This is a genomic window from uncultured Clostridium sp., assembly GCF_947072515.1.
Taxonomy (GTDB): Bacteria; Bacillota; Clostridia; order Clostridiales; family Clostridiaceae; genus Clostridium.
This window is the reverse complement of record NZ_CAMTIG010000007.1, coordinates 73768-95149: the sequence shown is the minus strand read 5'-3', so window position 1 is coordinate 95149 and position 21382 is coordinate 73768. Positions and strand designations below refer to the sequence as shown.

The window sequence follows — 21382 nt, the reverse complement described above, 5'->3', positions numbered from 1 at the left end:
CCTCGACAAATAAAAGTAAAATTTACCTATATTTTACAATAAAAAAGGGGGAAATGGAAGAGAAAAATATTAAATTTTGTAGAAAGAGAAAATTAGAATATAATAAGAGTAAGTAAAATAAAGAAAGTGTTCAACTTTGAAAGGAAAAAGTATGAGTAAAATATTAGTATTAGCAGAAAAGCCTTCAGTAGGAAGGGATATAGCAAGGGTCTTAAAATGTACAAATAATAAGGGAGCCTTTATAGAGGGAAGTAAATATATAGTAACTTGGGCAATGGGACATTTAGTAGGACTTCAAGATCCAGAAGGATATGGAGATAAATATAAAACATGGAGTATGGAAACACTTCCGATGCTACCTAAAAATATGAAGACTACAGTTTTAAAAAAGACAGGAAAGCAGTTTGCAACTGTTAAGAAACTCCTTAATAGAGAGGACGTATCAGAAGTTGTAATAGCAACTGATGCAGGAAGAGAGGGGGAATTAGTTGCAAGATGGGCAATTCTTAAAGCAGGATGCAAAAAACCTCTTAAAAGATTATGGATTTCATCACAAACAAATAAAGCGATTTTAGATGGATTTAAAAATTTAAAACCAGGAAGCCAATATGAAAATCTTTTTAGAGCAGCTGAATGTAGAGCAGAAGCAGATTGGCTTGTAGGGCTTAATGTAACTAGAGGACTAACTTGTAAATATAATGCACAATTATCAGCAGGAAGAGTTCAATCACCAACTTTAAGTCTTATAGCGAATAGAGAAGAAGAAATAAAGAATTTCAAACCAAAAGAATATCATACTATAAATGTAAAATCTGATAAATGTAATTTTACTTGGGTTAATAAAGATAATAACGGTAGAATTTTTGATTTAGAGTTCAGTAAAAAAGTTGAGGCTAAACTTAAAGGGGCAGATATTAATATAGTTAATGTTAATAGCAAAGATAAAAAAGCGTATCCTAAAGCTCTTTATGATTTAACAGAACTTCAAAGAGATTGTAATAGAATGTTTGGATTCTCAGCAAAGCAAACTTTAAATGTAATGCAAAGATTATATGAGAATTATAAAGTTTTAACATATCCAAGAACAGATTCAAGATATATAACTACTGATGTAGTAGGAACACTTAAAGATAGAGTAAAAGCAGTAGCTTTTGGAGAATATAGAGGCGTTTGTGAAAATCTTTTAAGAAGTGATATTAGAGGAAATAAAAGTTTTGTAGATAATTCTAAAGTTTCTGATCACCATGCTATAATTCCAACAGAAGAAAGAGGGAACTTAGCTCTTCTAAGCTCAGATGAAAGAAGAGTTTATGATTTAGTAGTAAAAAGATTCCTAAGTCACCTTATGACAGCTTATACTTATGTAGAGACTACATTAGAAGGTGAAGCAAATGGTGAAAGAGTAATTGCAAAAGGAAAAGTAGAAAAAGAAAAAGGTTGGAAGAGACTTTATGATAGAGTAGATGATGATGATTCAGGAGAAGACATAAAGGATCAAACTTTACCAGTAATAAATAAGGGAGAAAAGTTAAAAATTAAATCAGTGGATGTTAAAAAGAATCATACAACACCTCCAGCAAGATTTAATGAAGCAACACTTCTTTCAGCAATGGAAAATCCACAAAAATACATTAATGTAGATAAAGCATCTGCAAAAACATTAAATGAAACAGGTGGACTTGGAACAGTTGCAACGAGAGCAGATATTATAGAAAAACTATTTAATTCTTTTGTTATAGAGAAGAAAGGAAAAGATATCTATCCAACATCAAAAGGAAAACAACTTATAGAGCTTGTACCTAAGGATTTAAAATCACCTCTTTTAACAGCTGAGTGGGAAAGAAGACTTGATGCAATAAGCAAAGGAAAAGAAAGTGCAGATAAGTTTTTAAAAGAAATAAGAAATTACACAGTAGCACTTATAGAAGATGTTAAACAAGGAGAAACTAAGTTTAGACACGATAATATAACAGGAAAGAAATGCCCTGAATGTGGTAAGTACATGCTTCAAGTTAAAGGTAAACAAGGAGAAATGTATGTATGCCAAGATAGAAATTGTGGGCATAGAGAAAACATTGCAAGAATAACAAATGCAAGATGTCCTGAATGTAAGAAAAAACTAGAACTTAGAGGATCAGGAGATGGAAAAATATTTGTATGTCCTGGAGCAAACTGTAACTTTAGAGAAAAAGAATCAGTATTTAAAAAGAGATTTGATAAAAAAGGAAAAGTAGATAAAAGAGAAACAAATAAAATAATGCAAAAAATGAAAAAAGAGGCAGCAGAAGATATTAATAATCCATTTGCAGCATTATTAAAAGATTTTAAATAGAAATAACCCCTTCATATTAGAGTATGGAGGGGTTGTTTTTGTAATTAATTTCAAAAAAGTACCTAATTATACAAAATATACTATATTATGTAGTATATAATATGGTATAATTGGAATGTATTGAGAGGTGGTTTTATGAAAGGAAATAAAAAAATGTACACAATTATGGGGTGTGCAGCATTAGGACTTATAGTTTTAGGCGGATTTGTTCTTAAAATAGGAACTGATAAGTCAGAACAGGTAATTACTGAATATACAGAGCTAGTAAATGATAGAGAGTATGAGAAAATGTATAATTTAATCAGTAGTGAAAGTAAAAATAGTATAAGTAAAGAAGATTTTGTAGCAAGAAATAAGAATATATATGAAGGTATGAATGCAGAAAATATTAATGTAAAAGTTTTAGGAAAATTTAAGGAAGATAAAAATATCATAAATTATGATATGACTATGAATACAATGGCAGGGGAAGTGAAATTCTCTAACTCTGCAAAAGTAAAAAAAGAGAATAAAGAATATAAGATAGTATGGGATAGTGAATTGATTTTACCAGAACTTACAGATGATTCTAAAATTAGAGTAAATAGTGATAAATCTAAAAGAGGAAGTATTTTAGATAGGAATGGCGAAGTTCTAGCTAGTGATGATTTTGTGTCTGAAGTTGGAATTGTTCCTGGGAAGTTAGGTGAAAATAAAGAGAAAAAGATTAAACAAATTGCAGAGATACTAGAGACTACAGTTGAGGGGATAAATAATAAATTAGGTGCAAGTTATGTGAGAGATGATATGTTTATTCCTATAAAATCAATACCAAAGGATGATGATAGAGGGGCTAAATTATTAACAATATCCGGAGTTATGATTGATAATAAAAAGGCAAGAGTATATCCATATGGAAAAGAAGCAGCGCATTTAACAGGATATGTTCAAAATATAAATGCTGAAGAATTAGAAACTGGAAAAGATAAAGGATATACAGGAACATCAGTAATAGGTAAAGCAGGAATAGAATTACTGTATGAAGATACTCTTAGAGGCATTGATGGTGTCGAAATATATATAGTAGATGGTGGCGGAAATAGAACTTCTACTGTAGCAACAAAAGATATTAAAAATGGAGAAGATTTAAAATTAACAGTTGATAAAAGTGTTCAGATAGATTTATATAATGAATTTAAAGATGATAAAGGAGCATCAATAGCGATGAATCATCAAACAGGTGAATTATTAGCCCTTGTAAGTATTCCAGGATATGATCCAAATGATTTTGTACTTGGAATGAATGAGAAGAAGTGGAATGCTTTAAATGAAGATGCTAATAAGCCTTTATATAATAGATTTCAAAGTGTTGTTGCACCAGGTTCTGTATTTAAGCCTATAACTGCAGCAATTGGATTAGATGAGGGGAAAATAAAGCCTGAGGATAATAGAAATATAAGTGGATTGAAATGGCAAAAAGACTCTACTTGGGGAAGCTATTATGTAACGAGAGTAAAAGAGTATGGGACAAACACAAATTTATTAAATGCCATGGTTTATTCAGATAACATATATTTTGCACAAGCTGCTTTAGATATTGGAAAAGATACATTTAGTACAAAGCTGAAAGCATTAGGTTTTGGGGAAAGTCTTCCATTACAATATGAAATGAAGAAATCACAGTATGCAGCAGATGATAAATTTAAAACAGATGTTCAATTGGCTGATACAGGATATGGACAAGGAGAAATGTTAGTAAATCCAGTACATTTAGCAAGTTTATATTCAATGTTTGTTAATGATGGAAGTATGGTGGAACCATATTTAGAATATAAAGATAAAAAAGAAAGAAAATTATGGAAGGAAAATGCTATATCAAAGGAAGCTACAGATGTTGTTTTAAATGATATGATACAAGTAGTGGGAAATCCTAACGGAACAGGAAATGGAGCCAAAATAGAGGGGTTAACTATAGCTGGAAAGACAGGTACAGCTGAAGTTAAACTTACACAAGATGATACAAAGGGAACAGAAATTGGCTGGTTTGTAGGAATGACTACTAATAAGGAAAATATGTTAGTAGTAAGTATGGTAGATGATGTAAAAGATAGAGGCGGAAGTCATTATGTTGTTCCAAAAGTTAAAAAAATACTAGAAAAGACAAAATAAAAAGTTATAAACCGCATTATATTTAAACAATGCGGTTTATATTTATTTTGAATAAGTATTAGAAAAAATATTTCCAAGATTAAAGAAATTTGAAATATTATTAGCTAAGACTTCATATTTACTAAGAAGAACAAGTTTCTTTACAGATGAATCTACTAAAGATTGAATATGACTTGGAGATTCCTCATCTAAAATATTTTGTTTTACAAAGGTATTATTGTTATATAAGTTTGTCATTTGCGTAAATTCATTGGTAGATAAAATACTATTGAACTTACTAATAACACTTTGAATATCATTAAGATTTGATTTGTTTAAGTCTTTAGCCTCTGATGCGATAGTTAAATAAGTTGAGAGTGATTTTTCATTTGCGGCTAAATATACAGTTAAATTATTATATTTTGAAGCAGTAGTTTTATTAGTGGTTTGTATAAATTTAGAATCTTCAATCGATTTGAAAGAGTTAGCTAAACTAGTAAATTGATTTGAAAAAGAAGCAACATCAGAAGAGGTTGGGGTAGTATTACTTCTAACTTCTGAAATTAATGTATTATAGTTATTTATATCTAAATTAAGAGTGTTTAAATCTTTACTATTTAAATAAAAGCAAAAGCTAAAAAAACAACCTATAAGAATAATAAAAATGATAAATAAAGAAATTATTATCTTTATTATTTTATGAGACTTAGGTTTTTGTTCTAAGTTAGATTCCTGTTTAGATTCTTGGTTAGGTTTTAAATAATCTCTTTCGAGAGTTAATGTGTTAGCCATAACATTCCTCCTTAAAATTTATTAATTATTATTTCACATAAATATAGAGAGGGTTTTAATAAAATATTAAATATATATTAGTAGTTAATTTTGAAGAAAGTTTTATTTGGAAATAATGGGGAGGAGATTAGAAATTTGACATAGTAAAAATCAGGTGGTATATATAAATAAAAAGTTAAACAGATGATAAACTTAATACTTTAAGGAGATATTAAAATGGAAGATATAAATAGAAAAGTATGTAAATGCAAGGGTGTAACATATATTGAAATTAAAGATGCAGTATTAAATGGAGCTCATACTGTTAAAGAAGTAAAAGAAAAAACAGATGCAGGAACATGGTGTGGGGAATGTATTCCTCAAATTAAAGAAATTATTAAAGAGACATGTAAAGAAAAATAAATAGGAATTTAAGTTAATAGTAAAATTAGCTTAAATATAGAATAAAAGATTACTAAAATATTTAGTAATCTTTTACTTTTGAAAAAAGAGTGTTAAATTTTTCCTCGTAAATTAAATTTAATGGGTAAACATGATATAATCTAATTTAAAACTTAAGAAAAAAGGAGAAAAAGTATGGAATGGTCACAGATAGTATTTTGGGTAGAGATAATATTATTTCTATTAAACATTTTATTTGCAGGTATAGTGATATTTGTAGAAAGAAAAAATCCTACAGTAACACTTACATGGATATTGGTTTTTGTTGTTTTGCCGTACATTGGATTTATAATTTATTTGTTAGTGGGACAAAACTTTAGTGGAAGAAAATTATTTAAAGAAAAGGCAAAGATAGATGAATATAAGTTAAAAATATTAAAAGAAAAGAAATCTACAGGACTACAAGAGGAATTATTAAATAATAAATATCTAGATCTTATAAAAATGAATTATAATAATTGTGATTCTTTATATGTAACTAAAAATGAAGTTGAAATTTTTGTTACAGGAAAAGATAAATTTGATGCATTGTTGAAAGATTTGAAAAATGCAAAAAAATATATTCATATAGATTATTATATTTTTAGAAAAGATGAAATAGGAACAGAAATAATAGAAGTACTAGAAGAGAAACTAAAAGAGGGAATAGAGGTTAAGTTATTAGTTGATGATTTTGGATCTACTGATTTAACTAAAAAGGGAAGACTAGATAATTATTTAAAACTTGGAGGGGAATTTGCTTCATTTTTCCCAAGAATATTATCTTATATAAATCCACGTGTGAATTATAGAAACCATAGAAAAATGGTTGTTATTGATGGTGAATATGGCTATATAGGTGGCTATAATGTTGGGGATGAGTATTTAGGAAGAGATCCTAAGATTGGAAATTGGAGAGATACGCATATTAAGATAAGAGGAGAAGCAGTTGGACTTATAAACGAAAGATTCATATTAGATTGGTGTTATGCAGCTAAGAAAGAAATAAATAATTTTGAGAAGTTTAAGTATGATGGAGATTTAAGAGAAGGAGACGTTTCTATGCAAATAGTAACAAGTGGACCGGATCATACAGAAGAATATATTAAAAATGCTTATGTAAAGATGATAACATCTGCTAAAAAATCAATTAGAATGACAACACCATATTTTATACCAGATGATGTAATGCTAGAGAGTTTAAAAATTGCAGCTTTATCTGGAATTGATGTTCAAATAATAATTCCAGGAAATCCAGATCGAAAGTTTTTACAATGGGTTGCAAACTCCTATGTAGAAACATTAATTGAAGCTGGGGTAAAGGTATATCATTATAATAATGGTTTTGTTCATGCTAAGGTACTAGCGATAGATTCGGAAGTTGTAAGTATTGGAAGTGCTAATATGGATATAAGAAGTTTTAGATTAGACTTTGAAATTGTTTCTATAATGTATAATTCTGAAATGGCAAAATCAGCGGAAAAACAATTTGAAGATGATTTAGAATATTCAACAGAATTAATAAAAGAGGAATTTAGAAAAAGAGGTCGTAGAATTAAAATATTGGAATCTATAACAAGATTATTATCACCAGTTCTTTAGAAATTTAAAATAAATGTAACTATATTGTTGTAGAATTAAAAAGAAAATTACCGTATACTTACAGTAGATTGAAAATTAGCCATTAAGACTAGAAAAGAGGCGGAACAAATGAAAAAAAAGGTTTTATCAATTATAATAGCAGCAATAGTAGTAATAGCCGTTGTAGCAGGTGGATGTTATATGTATATGAGTAAGAATGCTATTAAAAATGATATGGCACAAGCAAATGAATTAACGACACAAGGAAATTATACAGCTGCATTAAATGAATATGGAGTAGTATTAAATAAAGATTCAAATAATACAGAAGCAAAGAATATGGAAAATATAATTAATGGATATTTAACAGCTAAAAATGAATATGATTTAGGAGAATATAATGCTGCCATGACAGCAATAAATGGAATAAAGGATTATACTGGACATAGCAATTTAACTGATAATATCAATAGTTTAAAAACAGAAATAACAAAGCAAATGAATATAGGAACAAATAAAGCTAAAGAAGATACAACAAATACAACTGAGAATGCTAGTAATATTCCTGCAAATGCAACTACAAGAAATACTACAGCGACAGCTAATTCAGGAGCGCCTAAAAAAGCAGTAACTGACAATACTTCTGTAAATGCAAATACAGTAAATAAAACACAAACAACGACTGCAACAAATAAGGAAGAGGCACAGAATTCAGCGAATACAGTAGCGGAACCAAATACACAGAATACTCAAACTGGAAATAACAGTACTTCTAATGCAACTAATAAGTCTAAAAGTTCAACTACAAGTACAAACTCATTGGCAGGTACAAAACAAGAATACTTAGATCAATTAAATGCAACAAAAGAAAAGTTGAATAATTATATATCTGGACAATCACAAACTGCAATGAATGCGCAATCTTATGAGATTTATAATATATGGAACAATAAATTAAATGAGATTTGGGGTACATTAGAGCAAAAATTACCAGCAAATAAAATGAGCGAATTAAGAACTAGTGAGAATCAATGGATAAAAGATAAAGAGGCAAAAGAAGCAGCTATCAAAGCTCAATATCAAGGTGGTAGTGTTATGCCATTAGAAGTTAATATGGAGCTAGCAAGCTTAACAGAACAGAGATGCTACTATTTAGTAAATAATTATATGTAATAAAGAAATTATTTTTAGTAATTCTTTTATAGTGAAAACAAAGAACTTTTTCAAATTAGAAAAAGTTCTTTTTTTATCTTACAAGATTGAAAGGTAAATGTAATGCAAATAAATATGTAAAGAGGAAATAGGCTTATATAATAAAAGAGTAGAAAAAATCAATGTACATAAAACGTAGGGGGGAAATATATGAAGAAAGTAGTAATGATAGTAGTAATTATTTTAGCAGTTGTAATTGGAGGAGGACTAGTTATTAGGGATACTATTTTTCCAATAAAGGATCAAAAGACAATAGAAAAGTACTCAAAAGAATATGGAGTAAAACCAGAATTAGTTGCAGCTATAATAGATTTTGAGACAGATTTTAAAGCAGAACCATATATGCAAAATACACAAAATGGATTAATGAAGTTAACTCCAGAAACAGGAGAAAATTTAGCAAAAGAAATAGGAATAAAGAACTATAAAATAGAAGATGTAGCAAATGATGATATAAATATAGAATTAGGAACATATTATTTATCAAAGCATGGGGGAAACAGTATAAAGGAAATGGTAGGAAATTGGGCTATAAGAAATGGAGAAGGGGATAAAACAGATAAGTTTAATCCAAAAGAATATGCAGAACAATACTATACAAAAAAAATAGAGGATAGATCAAAAATATATAAAGTATTATATTTTATGTTTTAATACGTATAATAAAAATATATAGAATTTAGGAAGCAATATGAAATTTTCATATTGCTTTTTAAATTATTATAGAAAAGTATAAAAATATTTATTATATGTTATAATAAAAAGGTTAATTTTATACAAAAGAAAAAGAGGTTAGTTATGGAAGTTTGGAAAAGAAATTTATTCGTTTGTTGGTTTGGAGCATTTGTCACAGCTATTGGGCTTAGTGAGATAGCTCCATTTTTACCTATATTTATTAAAGAATTAGGAGTACACACTAGAGGGCAAATAGATACATACTCAGGAATTTGTTTTGGAATTACATATTTAGTAGCAGGAATATTCTCACCTTTGTGGGCTAAAATGTCAGATAGACATGGGAGAAAGCCTATATTATTAAGAGCATGCTTAGGAATGGGAATTGTAATTTTTCTTACAGGATTTTGTACAAATATTTATGAACTTTTAGCACTTAGAATCATACAAGGAGCTGTTACAGGTTATACAACTGCATGTGTTACTCTTATTGCAACACAAACTAGTAAGAAACATGTAGGTTGGGCATTAGGTATTTTATCTACAGCAACTGTATCAGGATCCTTAATAGGTCCTTTAATAGGTGGATATTTAGCGGATATGATAGGAATAAGAAATGTATTTTTTATAATTGGAGGTCTTTTATTTGTAGTATTTATAGCTACTATATTATTTGTAAAAGAAAAATTTGAAGTTATAAAAACTAATGAATTAAATATTAAAGAGTTTTGGAAACTTATTCCTGATAAAACATTAATTCTATCATTATTTATAACAGGGTTTTTATTGAGAGTATCATTATTCTCTATTGAACCAATGATGACTGAATATGTTACGGCATTAGCAGGGAATATAAAAGATTTAGCATTTATATCAGGATTTGTTTTTTCAGTAACGGGGCTTGGAAGTATAATAGCATCACCGATTTTAGGTAGAATGTCGGATAAAATTGGAACTAAAAAAATCATATTAGTTGCAGTGATAGCATCAGCAATTATCTATATTCCACAAGCTTTTGTAAAAAATACTTGGGAGTTAGCAGCATTAAGATTAATTTTAGGGTTTGCGACAGCAGGTATTGCACCAGGAATAAATGCGATGATAAAAAGAGCTACAAGACCAGAGTTAACAGCTAGAACTTTGGGATTTAATATGTCATTTCAGTATGTTGGAATGTTTATAGGATCTTTTGTAGGGGGACAAATTGCAGCTATGTTTGGGATTAGATATATATTCTTTATAACAGCAGGGCTATTATTATTGAATGCAGGAATAATTTATATGAATATATATAAGAAATCAATAAATATTTAAGTAGAATTTTAATTGTTTAAGGAAAGAGAGAGTTGTTAAATACTCTCTCTTTTAAGTTTATATAATGCGAAAATTAAAAAAGTTCTTTTATTTAATAATAAAAAGATGATATTTGTGACTTAAATGTAACATTAATTAGATAAAATTTTGATATAACTAAATGGGAGGAGGACTTTCAAACTTGATTAAAAAATCAAAAGGTATAGGAGTTGTTATATTGATTTTAGTAATAATAGTATTTTTAATAGTATACATAACATTTATTGAAAGAAAGCTAATAGTAGCTAAGGAATATAAAATTGAAATTAATAATAGAGATGAAAATAAAATTAAAATAGTACAATTTACAGATACACAACTGGGTAAATATTATTCTATTAAAGACTTTAAAAAAGCAGTAAATAAAATTAATAACTTAAATCCTGATATAGTAATATTTACAGGCGATTTAATAGATAATTTTTCAAAATATGAAGATAGGGAGAAAATTTCGGAAATTTTAGAAGGAATACGAGCTAACATTGGTAAATATGCAGTTTATGGTAATCATGATTATGGTGGTGGTGCAATTAGAAACTATAAAACCATAATGGAGAATGGTGGATTTATTCTATTGAGAAATAGTACTGAAAAAATTGAATACAAGGAAAAAGTGATAAATATTTTTGGATGCGATGATGCACTGTTTGGAAAATATGATGTGGAAGAAACGATGAGAGGGATTGAGGAAAATAACATAAATATTTTAGCTGTTCATGAACCAGATATAAGTGAAAAATTTAAAGAGTATCCTATTGATTTAATTTTAAGTGGACATAGTCATGGAGGACAGATATATTTACCTATTATAGGACCTCTTAAAAAGAATGTATTATCAAAAAAATATAATAGGGGAATGTATAATTTAGAAGGTAAAAAAAATACGAAACTATATGTTAATACTGGGCTTGGAAATACTAAAATACCATTTAGATTTTTAACTATACCAGAAGTGTCAGCATTCAATATAAGTTATTAATATCCAATATTTAAATATATTAACTATAAGTTATTAATTATGAAAAGAAATTTGTGGTAAAATTTTAATATGAAATCCTTTAAATAAAATAAAAGATATTATTATATGGAAAGAAGGCTAGATAAAATGAAGGACTTTTTTATAATTTTTACTTACATTATAAACATTGGAATAATTTTAATTTTAGGAGGATTACTAGTTTTTCTTTATAAAAAAACTAAAGATAAAAAAAATTGGTATATAGGAAGAAGTTTAACATATCTTAGGGCATCACTTATAATAGTTATAGTATTAGATGTAGTTATGATGATATTGGGAATAAACTTTCAGTTCTTAGCAATATTTCCGATAATTATAACTCTTAATGGTTTTATAGATATGATGGGAATAAAGGTTGGACGTAAAGGATTACTTGGAATATTTACAGGGTGTAAATTTGAAGACATAGAAAATATTATACTTAAAAATTATGGTAAAAGCTTATTTATAAGAATAAATTTAATAAATGGAAAATATAAGATGCTTAAAGTAAAGTATAATAAGGAATTAGTAAAAGAATTGAAAATGAAAAAGCTTAAAGTACGAGAAGTTTAGCAGATAAAAAAGTCTCTCTAATTTTTTTAGAGAGACTTTTTTATTTAAGAATTAGGAAAAATCATATTAGGGAAAACTTTTTCCATATAAGAATTGGGATAATGCTTGTCTAAGAACCGTGCAACAGAAGTTTTTGCGGGAATATGTTGCATTCTAGCATCTTCGCGGCGTACTGCTAGAGTAGATAAAAGTATATTAGGGACCATAAAAAGGATAAATATGATAGTTACAATTTTTATGGTTCTATCAGAAAAGAATTTAATAATTTTATTAAATAGGGGATAAACTTCTTTTATGAAAAATACACCTAGAACACCCCAAAAGATACAATATTCAATACTAGTTCTACCACCAATACTAAGGGCAGCCTTACTATAATCCCATGAAATTGTTCCAGTCATTTGTTGCTGAACCCATGAACAAACATATTCGAATATACCACCAAATACAGCACTAATTAAAAAGATTAAAGAGCCTCTTTTATGGGCAATTTTATAAAGTAAAATGGTACAAAGAACACAGCCAATTCCATAAACAGGGATGAAAGGACCATAAAGAAGACCTTGTCTATTTTGAAAGTAACCATTTTTAATGAAACACCAAAGTGTTTCTACAACACATCCTAAAACAGAGCCTATCATGAAAATCCAAATAAGTTTGTAGATATTAATCTCTTTTTTTAAGTCAAACATATAATAACTCCTTTTTTATAAATATATAAAAAGATACCATTATAATAAGTAGTCAAAGTAACTAAAATGTTAAAATTAAGAAAATAATTTGAGATATTTAATAAGAATGTGATATTTTAGAAATAAAACTTTTACTTTTAAAATAATAGGAATATAATAATAAAATAAAAGATTACAGGTATTTAAAAATAGAGGTTAAAAGTTTCCCTAAATTAAATAAGAAATAATTAACATAATAACTATTTATAATAAGATAAGGCGGGGGTGACTTTTATCACTTAGATAGAGTGGTGAAGATAGTATGGAGAACGTATATACAATAGCAGAGTATACATTATGGTACTGTGACGTAAAATTAAAAAAACCAATATGTAATTTAAAACTTCAAAAATATTTATATTATATGCAAGGCGTATCATTTCTATGTTCAGAGGAACCTTTATTTTCAAATGAAATAGAAGCGTGGAAATATGGACCTGTAGTGCCAGAGATATATTATAATTATAATATGCACTTAACAGATGGAATTAAGATGAGTCATGAACCAAAGGAAGACATTAGCGAAAGAGCTTTTGCAATTATAAAAAAGGTTTGTGATAAATTTAATAATATATCAGCTATAGATTTAGTTGAAAGAACTTATAAAGAAGAACCATGGAAAGATTCTTATATGGAAGGTACAAGAGAAGAAATACCTAAAGCTAAAATAAAAGAGTTTTTTAGAAGTCATGGAAAAAGGAAGGAATAAGAATGAATGACCATGCTAAACTAAAGTCTATAGTATATGAAATAAATAGCTTGGACTTAAAAACTATTCAAAATAATTTAGAGCAAGTGGTAAATAGCTTGTTAGAAAAGACAAAAGAGTTATTATATATAAAGTCTAGCGTGATTAGTGAAAATTTAAAAGTATCAGATCAAGATAAGGATGAATTAACAAGTAAATTAAGTTTGCTAGAAGATAAACTTCTAGATGAGCTTTATGATGAAAATGATGGATTTGAGCAAGACAATGTTGTAAGATTATTGAATATTATTGAAAACATAAGAATAACACTTATTGCAGAAGCAAATGTTAAAGCTATTCAAATGAAAATTGATCAATTTAATGAAAAAGAAAGACAGTTTGATGAGAAGATACAAGCTACTGAATCAAATGTAGATAAGACACAAACACAAATAATAACGATATTAAGTATATTTGCAGGGATTATTATAGCTTTTTTTGGAGGTATGAACCTTTTAGCAGGGGCAATACAAAATTTCAATAAAGCAAATAAATTTATGTCATATGTTTTGGTTATAATAATTGGAATGATAATGTTCAATGTTATCTATATGTTGTTATATACAATTTCAAAGATAATAAAAGCTCCGATTACAGTGGGAAATGATGAGTATGGAAAGGATGAGAAAAATAATGTACTAAGGATGATAATAAGATATCCATTAGTTATTTATTTTAATATAGCATCTGTTTGGGCAATATTCGCAATTTCTACTTTATACGTAATAGTTAAAGCACATTCTAGATTAATTACATATGTAGGTGGAATAGATGTATTTTATCCAGGGTATTTTATTTTAACAATAGTAATCTTAATAATATTTTTTATTTTGTTAGGTAAGATATCAGCTAAAGGAGCGAAAAAGGATACATACATAGGACATTCAAAAGATAGAGTGAATATAAGAGAATTAGATAGAGATTTAAGTGAAAAAAAATATAATTTAGATGATATTGAGTTTTAAAGTGAAATGGAGATTGGTAAGACAATCTCCATTTTTTAGATATTATAAAAATGGACAAAATAAAGTTAAAAAATATATAATTTAAAATATAAGAAAAGAAAGGTGTGTTAAAAATGGATTGGTATTGTTTAGCGTTTAATAGTGGGGAAGTTTCTTCAAATATTGGAGCAAACTATGTATATGAGAGGATTTGTGAAGGTGATTTTGCTCTAGTTGGAGATATAGATATTATAGAAGACTTATATGAGGAACTTAGAAAAGAAAAGGTAAATATGGAGATAAATAAAGGCCCAGGGTTTATTGTAATTGGCTGTAACTTATTAGATGCAGAATTTGTGAATGAAAGAGTAAAAGAGCTTTGTAAGAAACATAAGTTATCTTTTTTTGAGCCACAAAATATGGAGTATCAATTTTAAAAATATGGAGTGAAAATATGAGTAAAGGGTTTAAAAATATAAAAATTAAAGTAATAGCAACTTATAAAGAAATGGAAGTTGAATTTGAGAATCTACATTATGAAAATGTAGATATAGATGTAGAGTTTATAAAAGATATGGATGAAGTTGAAAAGATAGTTATTGAATCTAAAGATGAGGTAGATATTTTTTTAAGTAGAGGAGCAGTAAAAAAGGTAATTGAGAAAATAAGTGATATTCCAGTAGTGAGAATTCCTACAACTAATTTTGATTTAATAAAAGCTATTAGTGAAGGGCGAAAAAATAAGAAAGATAAGGTTGGATTTCTTTCCTATATAGAAGATAACTATAGTATAAAAGAAATTGAAGAGATATTAAATATAAAAATAATAGATTTTAAATATGCAAATATAGAAGAGCAAGAAGAAAAAATAAAGGCAATGGTTAAATTAGGAGTAGATATAGTTATTGGAGGTGGATTAACACCTGTTAAAGCTGAAAAAATAGGGGTAGATAGTATACTTTTAAAATCAGGTTATGAGTCAATTATGACATCTATAAAAAATGCTATAAAAATTGTTGATATAAGAAAAAAAGAAAGAGAAAAGAGAGCAAGATTAAATGCAATATTAGATTCAATAAATCAAGGGCTTATAGTGACTGATGAAAATAGAAAAATAAGTTTATACAATCCAACTGCAGAAAAGATAGTTAGAAAACCGAGAGAAAAAGTGCTAAATAAAAATATAGAATCTATAATTCCTGATATGGAGGAAAGAGAAAGTAAAAATATTGAAATGGATGAAATCACTAAATTGCAGAGTATAAATAATGAGATTATAGCAATAACTACAACACCCATAGTATTAGATGGAAATGAAATAGGGCGAGTAAGTACTTTTGAGAAAAGTTCTAAAATACAAAAAATTGAAAAGAGAATAAGAGAAAATTTATATAAAAAAGGACTGATATCTAAATATAATTTTAGTGATATAAAAACAGAGAATAAAGAAATGATTAAAATAAAAGAAATAGCAAGGATTTATGCAAAAACTGATGAAACAATTTTAATAAATGGCGAATCAGGAACAGGAAAAGAGCTATTTGCTCAAAGTATTCATAATGAAAGTTATAGAAGAAAAAATTCATTTGTTGCAGTAAATTGTGCTTCGATTTCAGAAACCCTTCTTGAAAGTGAATTATTTGGATATGAAGGAGGATCTTTTACAGGTGCAAGAAAAGAAGGAAAGATAGGTCTTTTTGAATTAGCACATAGAGGTACTATATTCTTAGATGAAATTGGAGAAATATCAAAACATTTACAATCAAGTCTTTTACGGGTTATACAGGAGAAAGAGATAAGGAGGGTAGGAGGAGATGATGTAATTCCAATTGATATTAGAATTATATGTGCTACAAATAAAAATTTAGAAGAAGAAGTTTCAAAAGGAAACTTTAGAGAGGATTTGTATTATAGATTAAATGTATTATATATAAATATATTGCCTCTTAGAAAGAGGAAAGAAGATATGTTTTTGATTGTAAAAAATATTCTAAAAAGTTATGAGAAAAAAAATGTTACAGAAGAAAATGTTTTAAATATATTAGAAAAGTTACCTAAAAACTATGAATGGAAAGGTAATATAAGAGAGTTTGAAAGTTTTGTTAGAAGGGCATATTTAATAGATAAATTACCTATAGAATACAAAAAAGATATGGAAGAAAAAATGAAAGAAAAGAAACAGTTAATAGAGCTAAAAGTAGATATATCAAAAGGACTAAAAGAAACAACTAAACATATGGAAAAAGAGATAATTAATCATCTTATTGAAAGTAATTATTCAATGGAAGAGATTTTGACAATATTGAAAATAAGTAGAGCAAGCTTTATGAGAAAAAAACAAAGTCTCAAAAATAATACGTAAGTCTTAAAAAAGATACTAAAATAAAAATGATTTGATACAAAAATGGCTTGATTCAATAGTTTTAAATAAAGACTGAAATGGCATGAAAAATGCTTGAATATTATAAAGAATAGATAAGATAAAGAATAGAGGGAGAAAGATGAAAAAATATATAATATTAATTTTAGTAACATCGTTTATATTTAGTACTATGGAGATTGCAATTAAATGTACAAATGGAGCATTTAATCCAATTCAATTAAATTTTATAAGATTTTTGATTGGTGGAATAATTTTATTACCACTTGCAATTAAAAATATGAAGAAGAAAGGAAGACGTTTAGTAAAGGAAGACTTAGGATATTTTTTAATAACAGGATTTGTTTGTATAATTATAAGTATGACATTTTTTACAGGTGGAGTAATACTAAAAGGTTCTAATCCAGCAACAGTAGCAGTTATATTTAGCTGTAATCCTCTTTTTACAATTGCATTTGCAAGTATTATTTTTAAAGAAAAAATAACAAAAGGGATTATAGGTGGACTTATAATATGTTTTATTGGAGTAGTTTTTATAATGAATCCATTTGATATAAATAGAACAGAATTCCCAAGTATGATGATGGCTTTAATATCAGCTTTTACATTTGCCTTATATAGTATTATGAGTAAATTTACTATAGTAAAAAGAAAGCTAGATGGATTAACAGTCACAGCATATACATTTTTAGTTGGAAGTGCTGAATTATTAATAATAATTGGGATCTCTAATATAAAGGTTGTTTCAAACTTTTTTAAAGAACATGGTCTTTCAACATTTAGTTCAATACCAATTTTTCATGGATTAGCTATGAATAATTTGCTTTTAGTACTATATATATCAATATTTGTTTCAGGAATAGCATTTGCCATGATGTTTATAGTTATGGAAAAGACAAGTGCTACAATGGCATCTTTAATATTTTTTATAAAACCTGTATTATCACCTATTCTTGCATTAATATTAATAGGTGACACATCTATATTAAAAGCACATAATTATTTAGGCATAATATTGATGGCTATAGGCTCAGTAGTTATATTTTTAATTCAAATGAAATTAAATAAAAAGCCTGAATTGAATTTAGAGTAGAAAATTAGATATAATAATATATAAACAAAAGTAAAGGGAGTAATTAAAAATGGAAAAGACAGCAGAATATTTTGTAAAGTCATTAGATATGACAAAACATCCAGAGGGTGGGTTTTATAAAGAATGTTTTACATCAGAAGAAAATATAACATCTAAAGATTTAAAAACTAAGTTTGAGGGAGAAAGAATACTTTGGACAAGTATATACTTTCTTTTAAGGGATGGAGAGGTTTCAAATTTCCATAGATTAAAATCTGATGAAATGTGGTATTATCATGCAGGTAATTCGCTAACAATATATATGATAAGCCCAAGTGGAGAGTTTATAACTAAAGAGTTAGGATTGAATATAGAAAAAGGTGAAGCACCACAAGTTTTAGTACCTAAAAATTATATTTTTGGATCAGCAATGAACAAAGAAGGTTTTTCTTTAGTTGGATGTATGGTTTCACCAGGGTTTGATTTTAAAGATTTTGAATTGTTTAAGAGAAAAGAACTTTTAGAAAAATATCCTGAAAAAAAGAAATTATAGAGAAGTTAACTATAGAATAAAAATAATCTAAGAAGATACATGAAATAAAATGTATCTTCTTTTTATTTTATCTTAATTTCTAAATTTAGATTGACCTTCCCAAAATTTATTTGCATCATTTTCAAGTTTTTCTAAACGTTTATAATAATCAGGAAATTCATTTAAATGGGCAAGTGCAATTTTACCAGTAAGTAAAGGATTATTATTAGTAACATTAGTTTTTTTATTTACTTTTCCATGTTCTAACTCTACATTCATTCCTTTAGTAAAATCTAATAAATTAAATTTTACTTTAGCAAAGTCTATTTTAAGTTTAATTGCGATTTTTAAAGCTTCTGATTCAGAAAAAACTTTTGATTCCCTAGTAGTATTTTTATATTTAAATTTTTTTAATATGTTTAACTTCATAACATACTCCTTAAATTTTTTCTTAATAAATATACTATGCAAAACTTTTAAAAGGTTGAAAAGAAGATAGGAGAAAAAGCATAAATAAAGTGAAATAAGAATAGTATTGTAAAGGAGTATTTAGATAAGGGGAAGGTGTAGGTGAAAGAATTAAGTAGCTATAGAAAAGAATTTACAGTTGAGAAAATTGGATATGTATATATATTAAAATTAATAGAAAAAAGAGTAAATATAGATATAGAAAATGATGAAAATAGAATGAAAGAAATAAAGAAAAATTATTTTAAGATACAAGATACAGAATTTCTATATGGAATAAAAAAAGAAATGAAATTGAAATCATATAAAAAAAATAAAGAAATGATAAAATTAAAAGAAGCATGGTTAAAGGACTGGGGAAATGAAGTTTACATTGGAGAAATAGAAGGATTTAGAGAAATGGAAATTATAAAAATTAGAAATATGTATTGGGAAAAATGTAAAGATGAAAAAATGTTCTTAATTTTGCAAGAAGTATTATTAAGTCCAATTTACTATAAATTTAATAATTGCAGATATTATAACTTGAAGGAAAATACACTGAAAAAAAGTGCTGAAATTTTAAGCAGATATTTAAATTTAGAAGAAGAAACAGGGATGAGCATTTTAAATAGAACAAAGAAAATGATTAGAGAAGCAAGTGGAAAAGTTAAGGGGAAAATTAAAAAAAATTTAGTTAGACCAGAAGAGGAATTAAAGAATATATCAGTAGAATTTAAAATTGATAGAATAAGAAATGAAAAACTATTATTACTTATGGTGAAATCACTTAATTATATTAAATATTTAAAGAAAGTTGAGAACTTAGATAAAGTAGATATTTTAAAAGAAAAGTTTTGGGAGTTTAAAAAAGATTATGAGAGAGAGGTTTTATTTGAAAAGATAGAATGGAATAAAGAAAAGCAGGAAATAATAAATTTTAGTTATAATAAAATGATAGAGATTTAAATAATGAAATTCTATAATTTGACATAAATATTTTTTGAATTTATAATTAGTTTAAAATGAATGCCTCTAGAATCTACAATATATTGAATTCTAGAGGTATTATTTTTAAAGGTGTCTAGAAAGGAGGAGAAGAAATGTTAGTTATACTATCACCGGCTAAGAAACTTTTGAATAGAGAATATCCGAAAGATTTAAAGTTTACGAGTACTAGATTTGATAATAAATCAATTGTTATAAATAATGTATTAAAAGAATTAAATCCAAACGAAGTATGTTCTTTAATGAAAATTTCAGAAAAGCTTAGAGATGAAGTATTTAGTTATATACATAAATTCAATACAGTTGATAAAGAAGAATTATTTCCATGTATTTTTTATTTTAATGGCGAAGCTTTTAAAGGGCTTAATATTGAAGGATACTCAAAAAAAGAATTAGAATATGCAAATAATCATTTGAGAGTATTATCAGGACTGTATGGTGTTTTAAGGCCCTTAGATAAAATAAATAAATATAGACTAGAAATGGGAACTAAACTAAAAATTAAGAATGCTAATAATTTATATGAGTTTTGGGAAGATGATATAAAAGAGACTTTAATTGAAGATATAAAAAAAACAGAATCAGATATTTTAGTGAATTTAGCATCAGAAGAATACTCAAAAGCAGCAAAAGTGAATGAGTTTAAAGAAATAAAAGTAATAACACCTATATTTAAAGAATATAAAAATGGGGTTTATAAAGTCGTTACAGTTCATGCTAAAAGAGCTAGAGGAATTATGGCGAGTTTTATAATTAAAAATAAAATAAAGACAATAGAAGAAATTAAAAAAATTGATCTAGAAGGCTATGTCTATAGAGAAGACATGAGCACTTCTAAAGAATTAGTATTTACACTAGGATAGTTTGTTTTTGTTTTTTTCTTTTAAAGCAGTATTACGATTATGTATCATTTTTTTTAAGTTAGAATAAAGAAAATATATTGCAACAATGAAAGGAACGGATAAAAATAAAAAAATTAAAAGTTTCATAAGAAAATCTCCTTTACTAAAATATTAATAATATTTTAATATAAAAAATCTTTAAATTAAAGGGGATACTATATAATATATATAAATGTAAGGTAAAATACAGGAGGGGATAAAATGCTTTCGATGGGTTTAGTCTTATTAAACATTATAGTTGTAATAGTTATGATAGTAACGTTTATAAAAGCTTTTGGTACTTTTAGAAAAGTAGGGAAAATAGATAATTATGAAACCGAAGTGAGTAAAGAAATGGAACTTACAAATAAAAGAGGAACTAGATATTTATTAATATCAGTATTATTAGTACCAGTAAGTGTATTTTTAACTCTAGTGATAGTATTTGCGAATATAATGCATTAGAAGTGAATGATAAAAACTTTATTCTAAAACTTAGAATAAAGTTTTTGTTATTTATTGGAAAATGATACTTACTGTGATATGATTAAGTTATAGGTGTGAGGAAGGTGTT

General features: G+C 26.8%; 21 protein-coding genes. 18 read left to right on the top strand and 3 right to left on the bottom strand.

The window, feature by feature from the left end; genetic code table 11:
- Positions 1-151 precede the first annotated feature (151 nt).
- The gene (locus tag Q0W06_RS04505; RefSeq protein ID WP_297631950.1) at positions 152-2332 is read left to right on the top strand and encodes a DNA topoisomerase III; all 2181 of its coding nucleotides are present in this window, start codon (positions 152-154) and stop codon (positions 2330-2332) included.
- 135 nt (positions 2333-2467) lie between these two features.
- Positions 2468-4480 carry a penicillin-binding transpeptidase domain-containing protein gene (locus Q0W06_RS04500; RefSeq protein WP_297631949.1) on the top strand — a complete coding sequence of 671 codons (2013 nt, stop codon included), beginning with the start codon at positions 2468-2470 and terminating at the stop codon, positions 4478-4480.
- Positions 4481-4522: 42 nt separating this feature from the next.
- Here the strand turns inward: Q0W06_RS04500 and Q0W06_RS04495 are convergent, their stop codons facing one another.
- The gene (locus Q0W06_RS04495) at positions 4523-5251 is read right to left on the bottom strand and encodes a hypothetical protein (protein WP_297631947.1); all 729 of its coding nucleotides are present in this window, start codon (positions 5249-5251) and stop codon (positions 4523-4525) included.
- 216 nt (positions 5252-5467) lie between these two features.
- On the opposite strand from Q0W06_RS04495, the gene Q0W06_RS04490 reads away from it, so the two are divergent.
- The 7 genes from Q0W06_RS04490 (at position 5468) to Q0W06_RS04460 (ending at position 12065) form a co-directional block, all read left to right on the top strand.
- Entirely contained in the window at positions 5468-5653 is a 186-nt protein-coding gene (locus Q0W06_RS04490; protein ID WP_297631945.1) for a (2Fe-2S)-binding protein, read from the top strand.
- Between the two features lie 174 nt (positions 5654-5827).
- Positions 5828-7273 carry a cardiolipin synthase gene (cls, locus tag Q0W06_RS04485; RefSeq protein WP_297631943.1) on the top strand — a complete coding sequence of 482 codons (1446 nt, stop codon included), beginning with the start codon at positions 5828-5830 and terminating at the stop codon, positions 7271-7273.
- A gap of 108 nt (positions 7274-7381) precedes the next feature.
- Complete coding sequence (locus Q0W06_RS04480) at positions 7382-8425, top strand: lysozyme inhibitor LprI family protein (protein WP_297631941.1); 1044 nt, start codon at positions 7382-7384, stop codon at positions 8423-8425.
- Between the two features lie 189 nt (positions 8426-8614).
- A complete protein-coding gene (locus Q0W06_RS04475) occupies positions 8615-9118 on the top strand; it encodes a transglycosylase SLT domain-containing protein (RefSeq protein WP_297631939.1) in 504 nt (167 codons plus the stop codon).
- Between the two features lie 144 nt (positions 9119-9262).
- Positions 9263-10453: a multidrug efflux MFS transporter gene (locus tag Q0W06_RS04470; RefSeq protein WP_297631937.1), complete on the top strand. Its 1191-nt coding sequence runs from the start codon at positions 9263-9265 to the stop codon at positions 10451-10453.
- Positions 10454-10634: 181 nt separating this feature from the next.
- Positions 10635-11471, top strand: coding sequence for a metallophosphoesterase (locus Q0W06_RS04465; protein WP_297631936.1), 837 nt, complete (start codon positions 10635-10637; stop codon positions 11469-11471).
- A gap of 126 nt (positions 11472-11597) precedes the next feature.
- The gene (locus tag Q0W06_RS04460) at positions 11598-12065 is read left to right on the top strand and encodes a hypothetical protein (protein WP_297631934.1); all 468 of its coding nucleotides are present in this window, start codon (positions 11598-11600) and stop codon (positions 12063-12065) included.
- Positions 12066-12109: 44 nt separating this feature from the next.
- On the opposite strand, the gene Q0W06_RS04455 is transcribed toward Q0W06_RS04460, so the two are convergent.
- The gene (locus Q0W06_RS04455) at positions 12110-12757 is read right to left on the bottom strand and encodes a putative ABC transporter permease (protein ID WP_297631931.1); all 648 of its coding nucleotides are present in this window, start codon (positions 12755-12757) and stop codon (positions 12110-12112) included.
- 301 nt (positions 12758-13058) lie between these two features.
- Here Q0W06_RS04455 and Q0W06_RS04450 point away from each other — a divergent pair, with 301 nt between their 5' ends.
- The 6 genes from Q0W06_RS04450 to Q0W06_RS04425 all read left to right on the top strand — a co-directional run bounded on the left by Q0W06_RS04450 (position 13059) and on the right by Q0W06_RS04425 (position 18493).
- On the top strand, positions 13059-13505 hold the full coding sequence (locus Q0W06_RS04450; RefSeq protein WP_297631929.1) for a type II toxin-antitoxin system antitoxin SocA domain-containing protein: 447 nt from the start codon (positions 13059-13061) through the stop codon (positions 13503-13505).
- A 2-nt stretch (positions 13506-13507) separates the two neighbouring features.
- Positions 13508-14509: a hypothetical protein gene (locus tag Q0W06_RS04445; RefSeq protein WP_297631927.1), complete on the top strand. Its 1002-nt coding sequence runs from the start codon at positions 13508-13510 to the stop codon at positions 14507-14509.
- Positions 14510-14622: 113 nt separating this feature from the next.
- Complete coding sequence (locus Q0W06_RS04440) at positions 14623-14925, top strand: hypothetical protein (protein WP_297631926.1); 303 nt, start codon at positions 14623-14625, stop codon at positions 14923-14925.
- Positions 14926-14942: 17 nt separating this feature from the next.
- A complete protein-coding gene (locus Q0W06_RS04435; protein WP_297631924.1) occupies positions 14943-16850 on the top strand; it encodes a sigma 54-interacting transcriptional regulator in 1908 nt (635 codons plus the stop codon).
- A 139-nt stretch (positions 16851-16989) separates the two neighbouring features.
- Positions 16990-17961 carry a DMT family transporter gene (locus tag Q0W06_RS04430; RefSeq protein WP_297631921.1) on the top strand — a complete coding sequence of 324 codons (972 nt, stop codon included), beginning with the start codon at positions 16990-16992 and terminating at the stop codon, positions 17959-17961.
- Between the two features lie 49 nt (positions 17962-18010).
- Positions 18011-18493 (top strand): cupin domain-containing protein, encoded by a 483-nt coding sequence (locus Q0W06_RS04425; protein ID WP_297631918.1) that lies wholly within the window; start codon positions 18011-18013, stop codon positions 18491-18493.
- Between the two features lie 72 nt (positions 18494-18565).
- Here the strand turns inward: Q0W06_RS04425 and Q0W06_RS04420 are convergent, their stop codons facing one another.
- A complete protein-coding gene (locus tag Q0W06_RS04420; protein ID WP_297631915.1) occupies positions 18566-18901 on the bottom strand; it encodes a DUF5661 family protein in 336 nt (111 codons plus the stop codon).
- Positions 18902-19042: 141 nt separating this feature from the next.
- Between Q0W06_RS04420 and Q0W06_RS04415 the strand changes: the two genes are divergently transcribed.
- The 3 genes from Q0W06_RS04415 (at position 19043) to Q0W06_RS04405 (ending at position 21273) form a co-directional block, all read left to right on the top strand.
- The gene (locus Q0W06_RS04415; RefSeq protein ID WP_297631914.1) at positions 19043-19888 is read left to right on the top strand and encodes a hypothetical protein; all 846 of its coding nucleotides are present in this window, start codon (positions 19043-19045) and stop codon (positions 19886-19888) included.
- 134 nt (positions 19889-20022) lie between these two features.
- Entirely contained in the window at positions 20023-20790 is a 768-nt protein-coding gene (gene yaaA / locus Q0W06_RS04410) for a peroxide stress protein YaaA (RefSeq protein WP_297631912.1), read from the top strand.
- Positions 20791-21030: 240 nt separating this feature from the next.
- On the top strand, positions 21031-21273 hold the full coding sequence (locus tag Q0W06_RS04405) for a hypothetical protein (protein ID WP_297631910.1): 243 nt from the start codon (positions 21031-21033) through the stop codon (positions 21271-21273).
- Positions 21274-21382 lie beyond the last annotated feature (109 nt).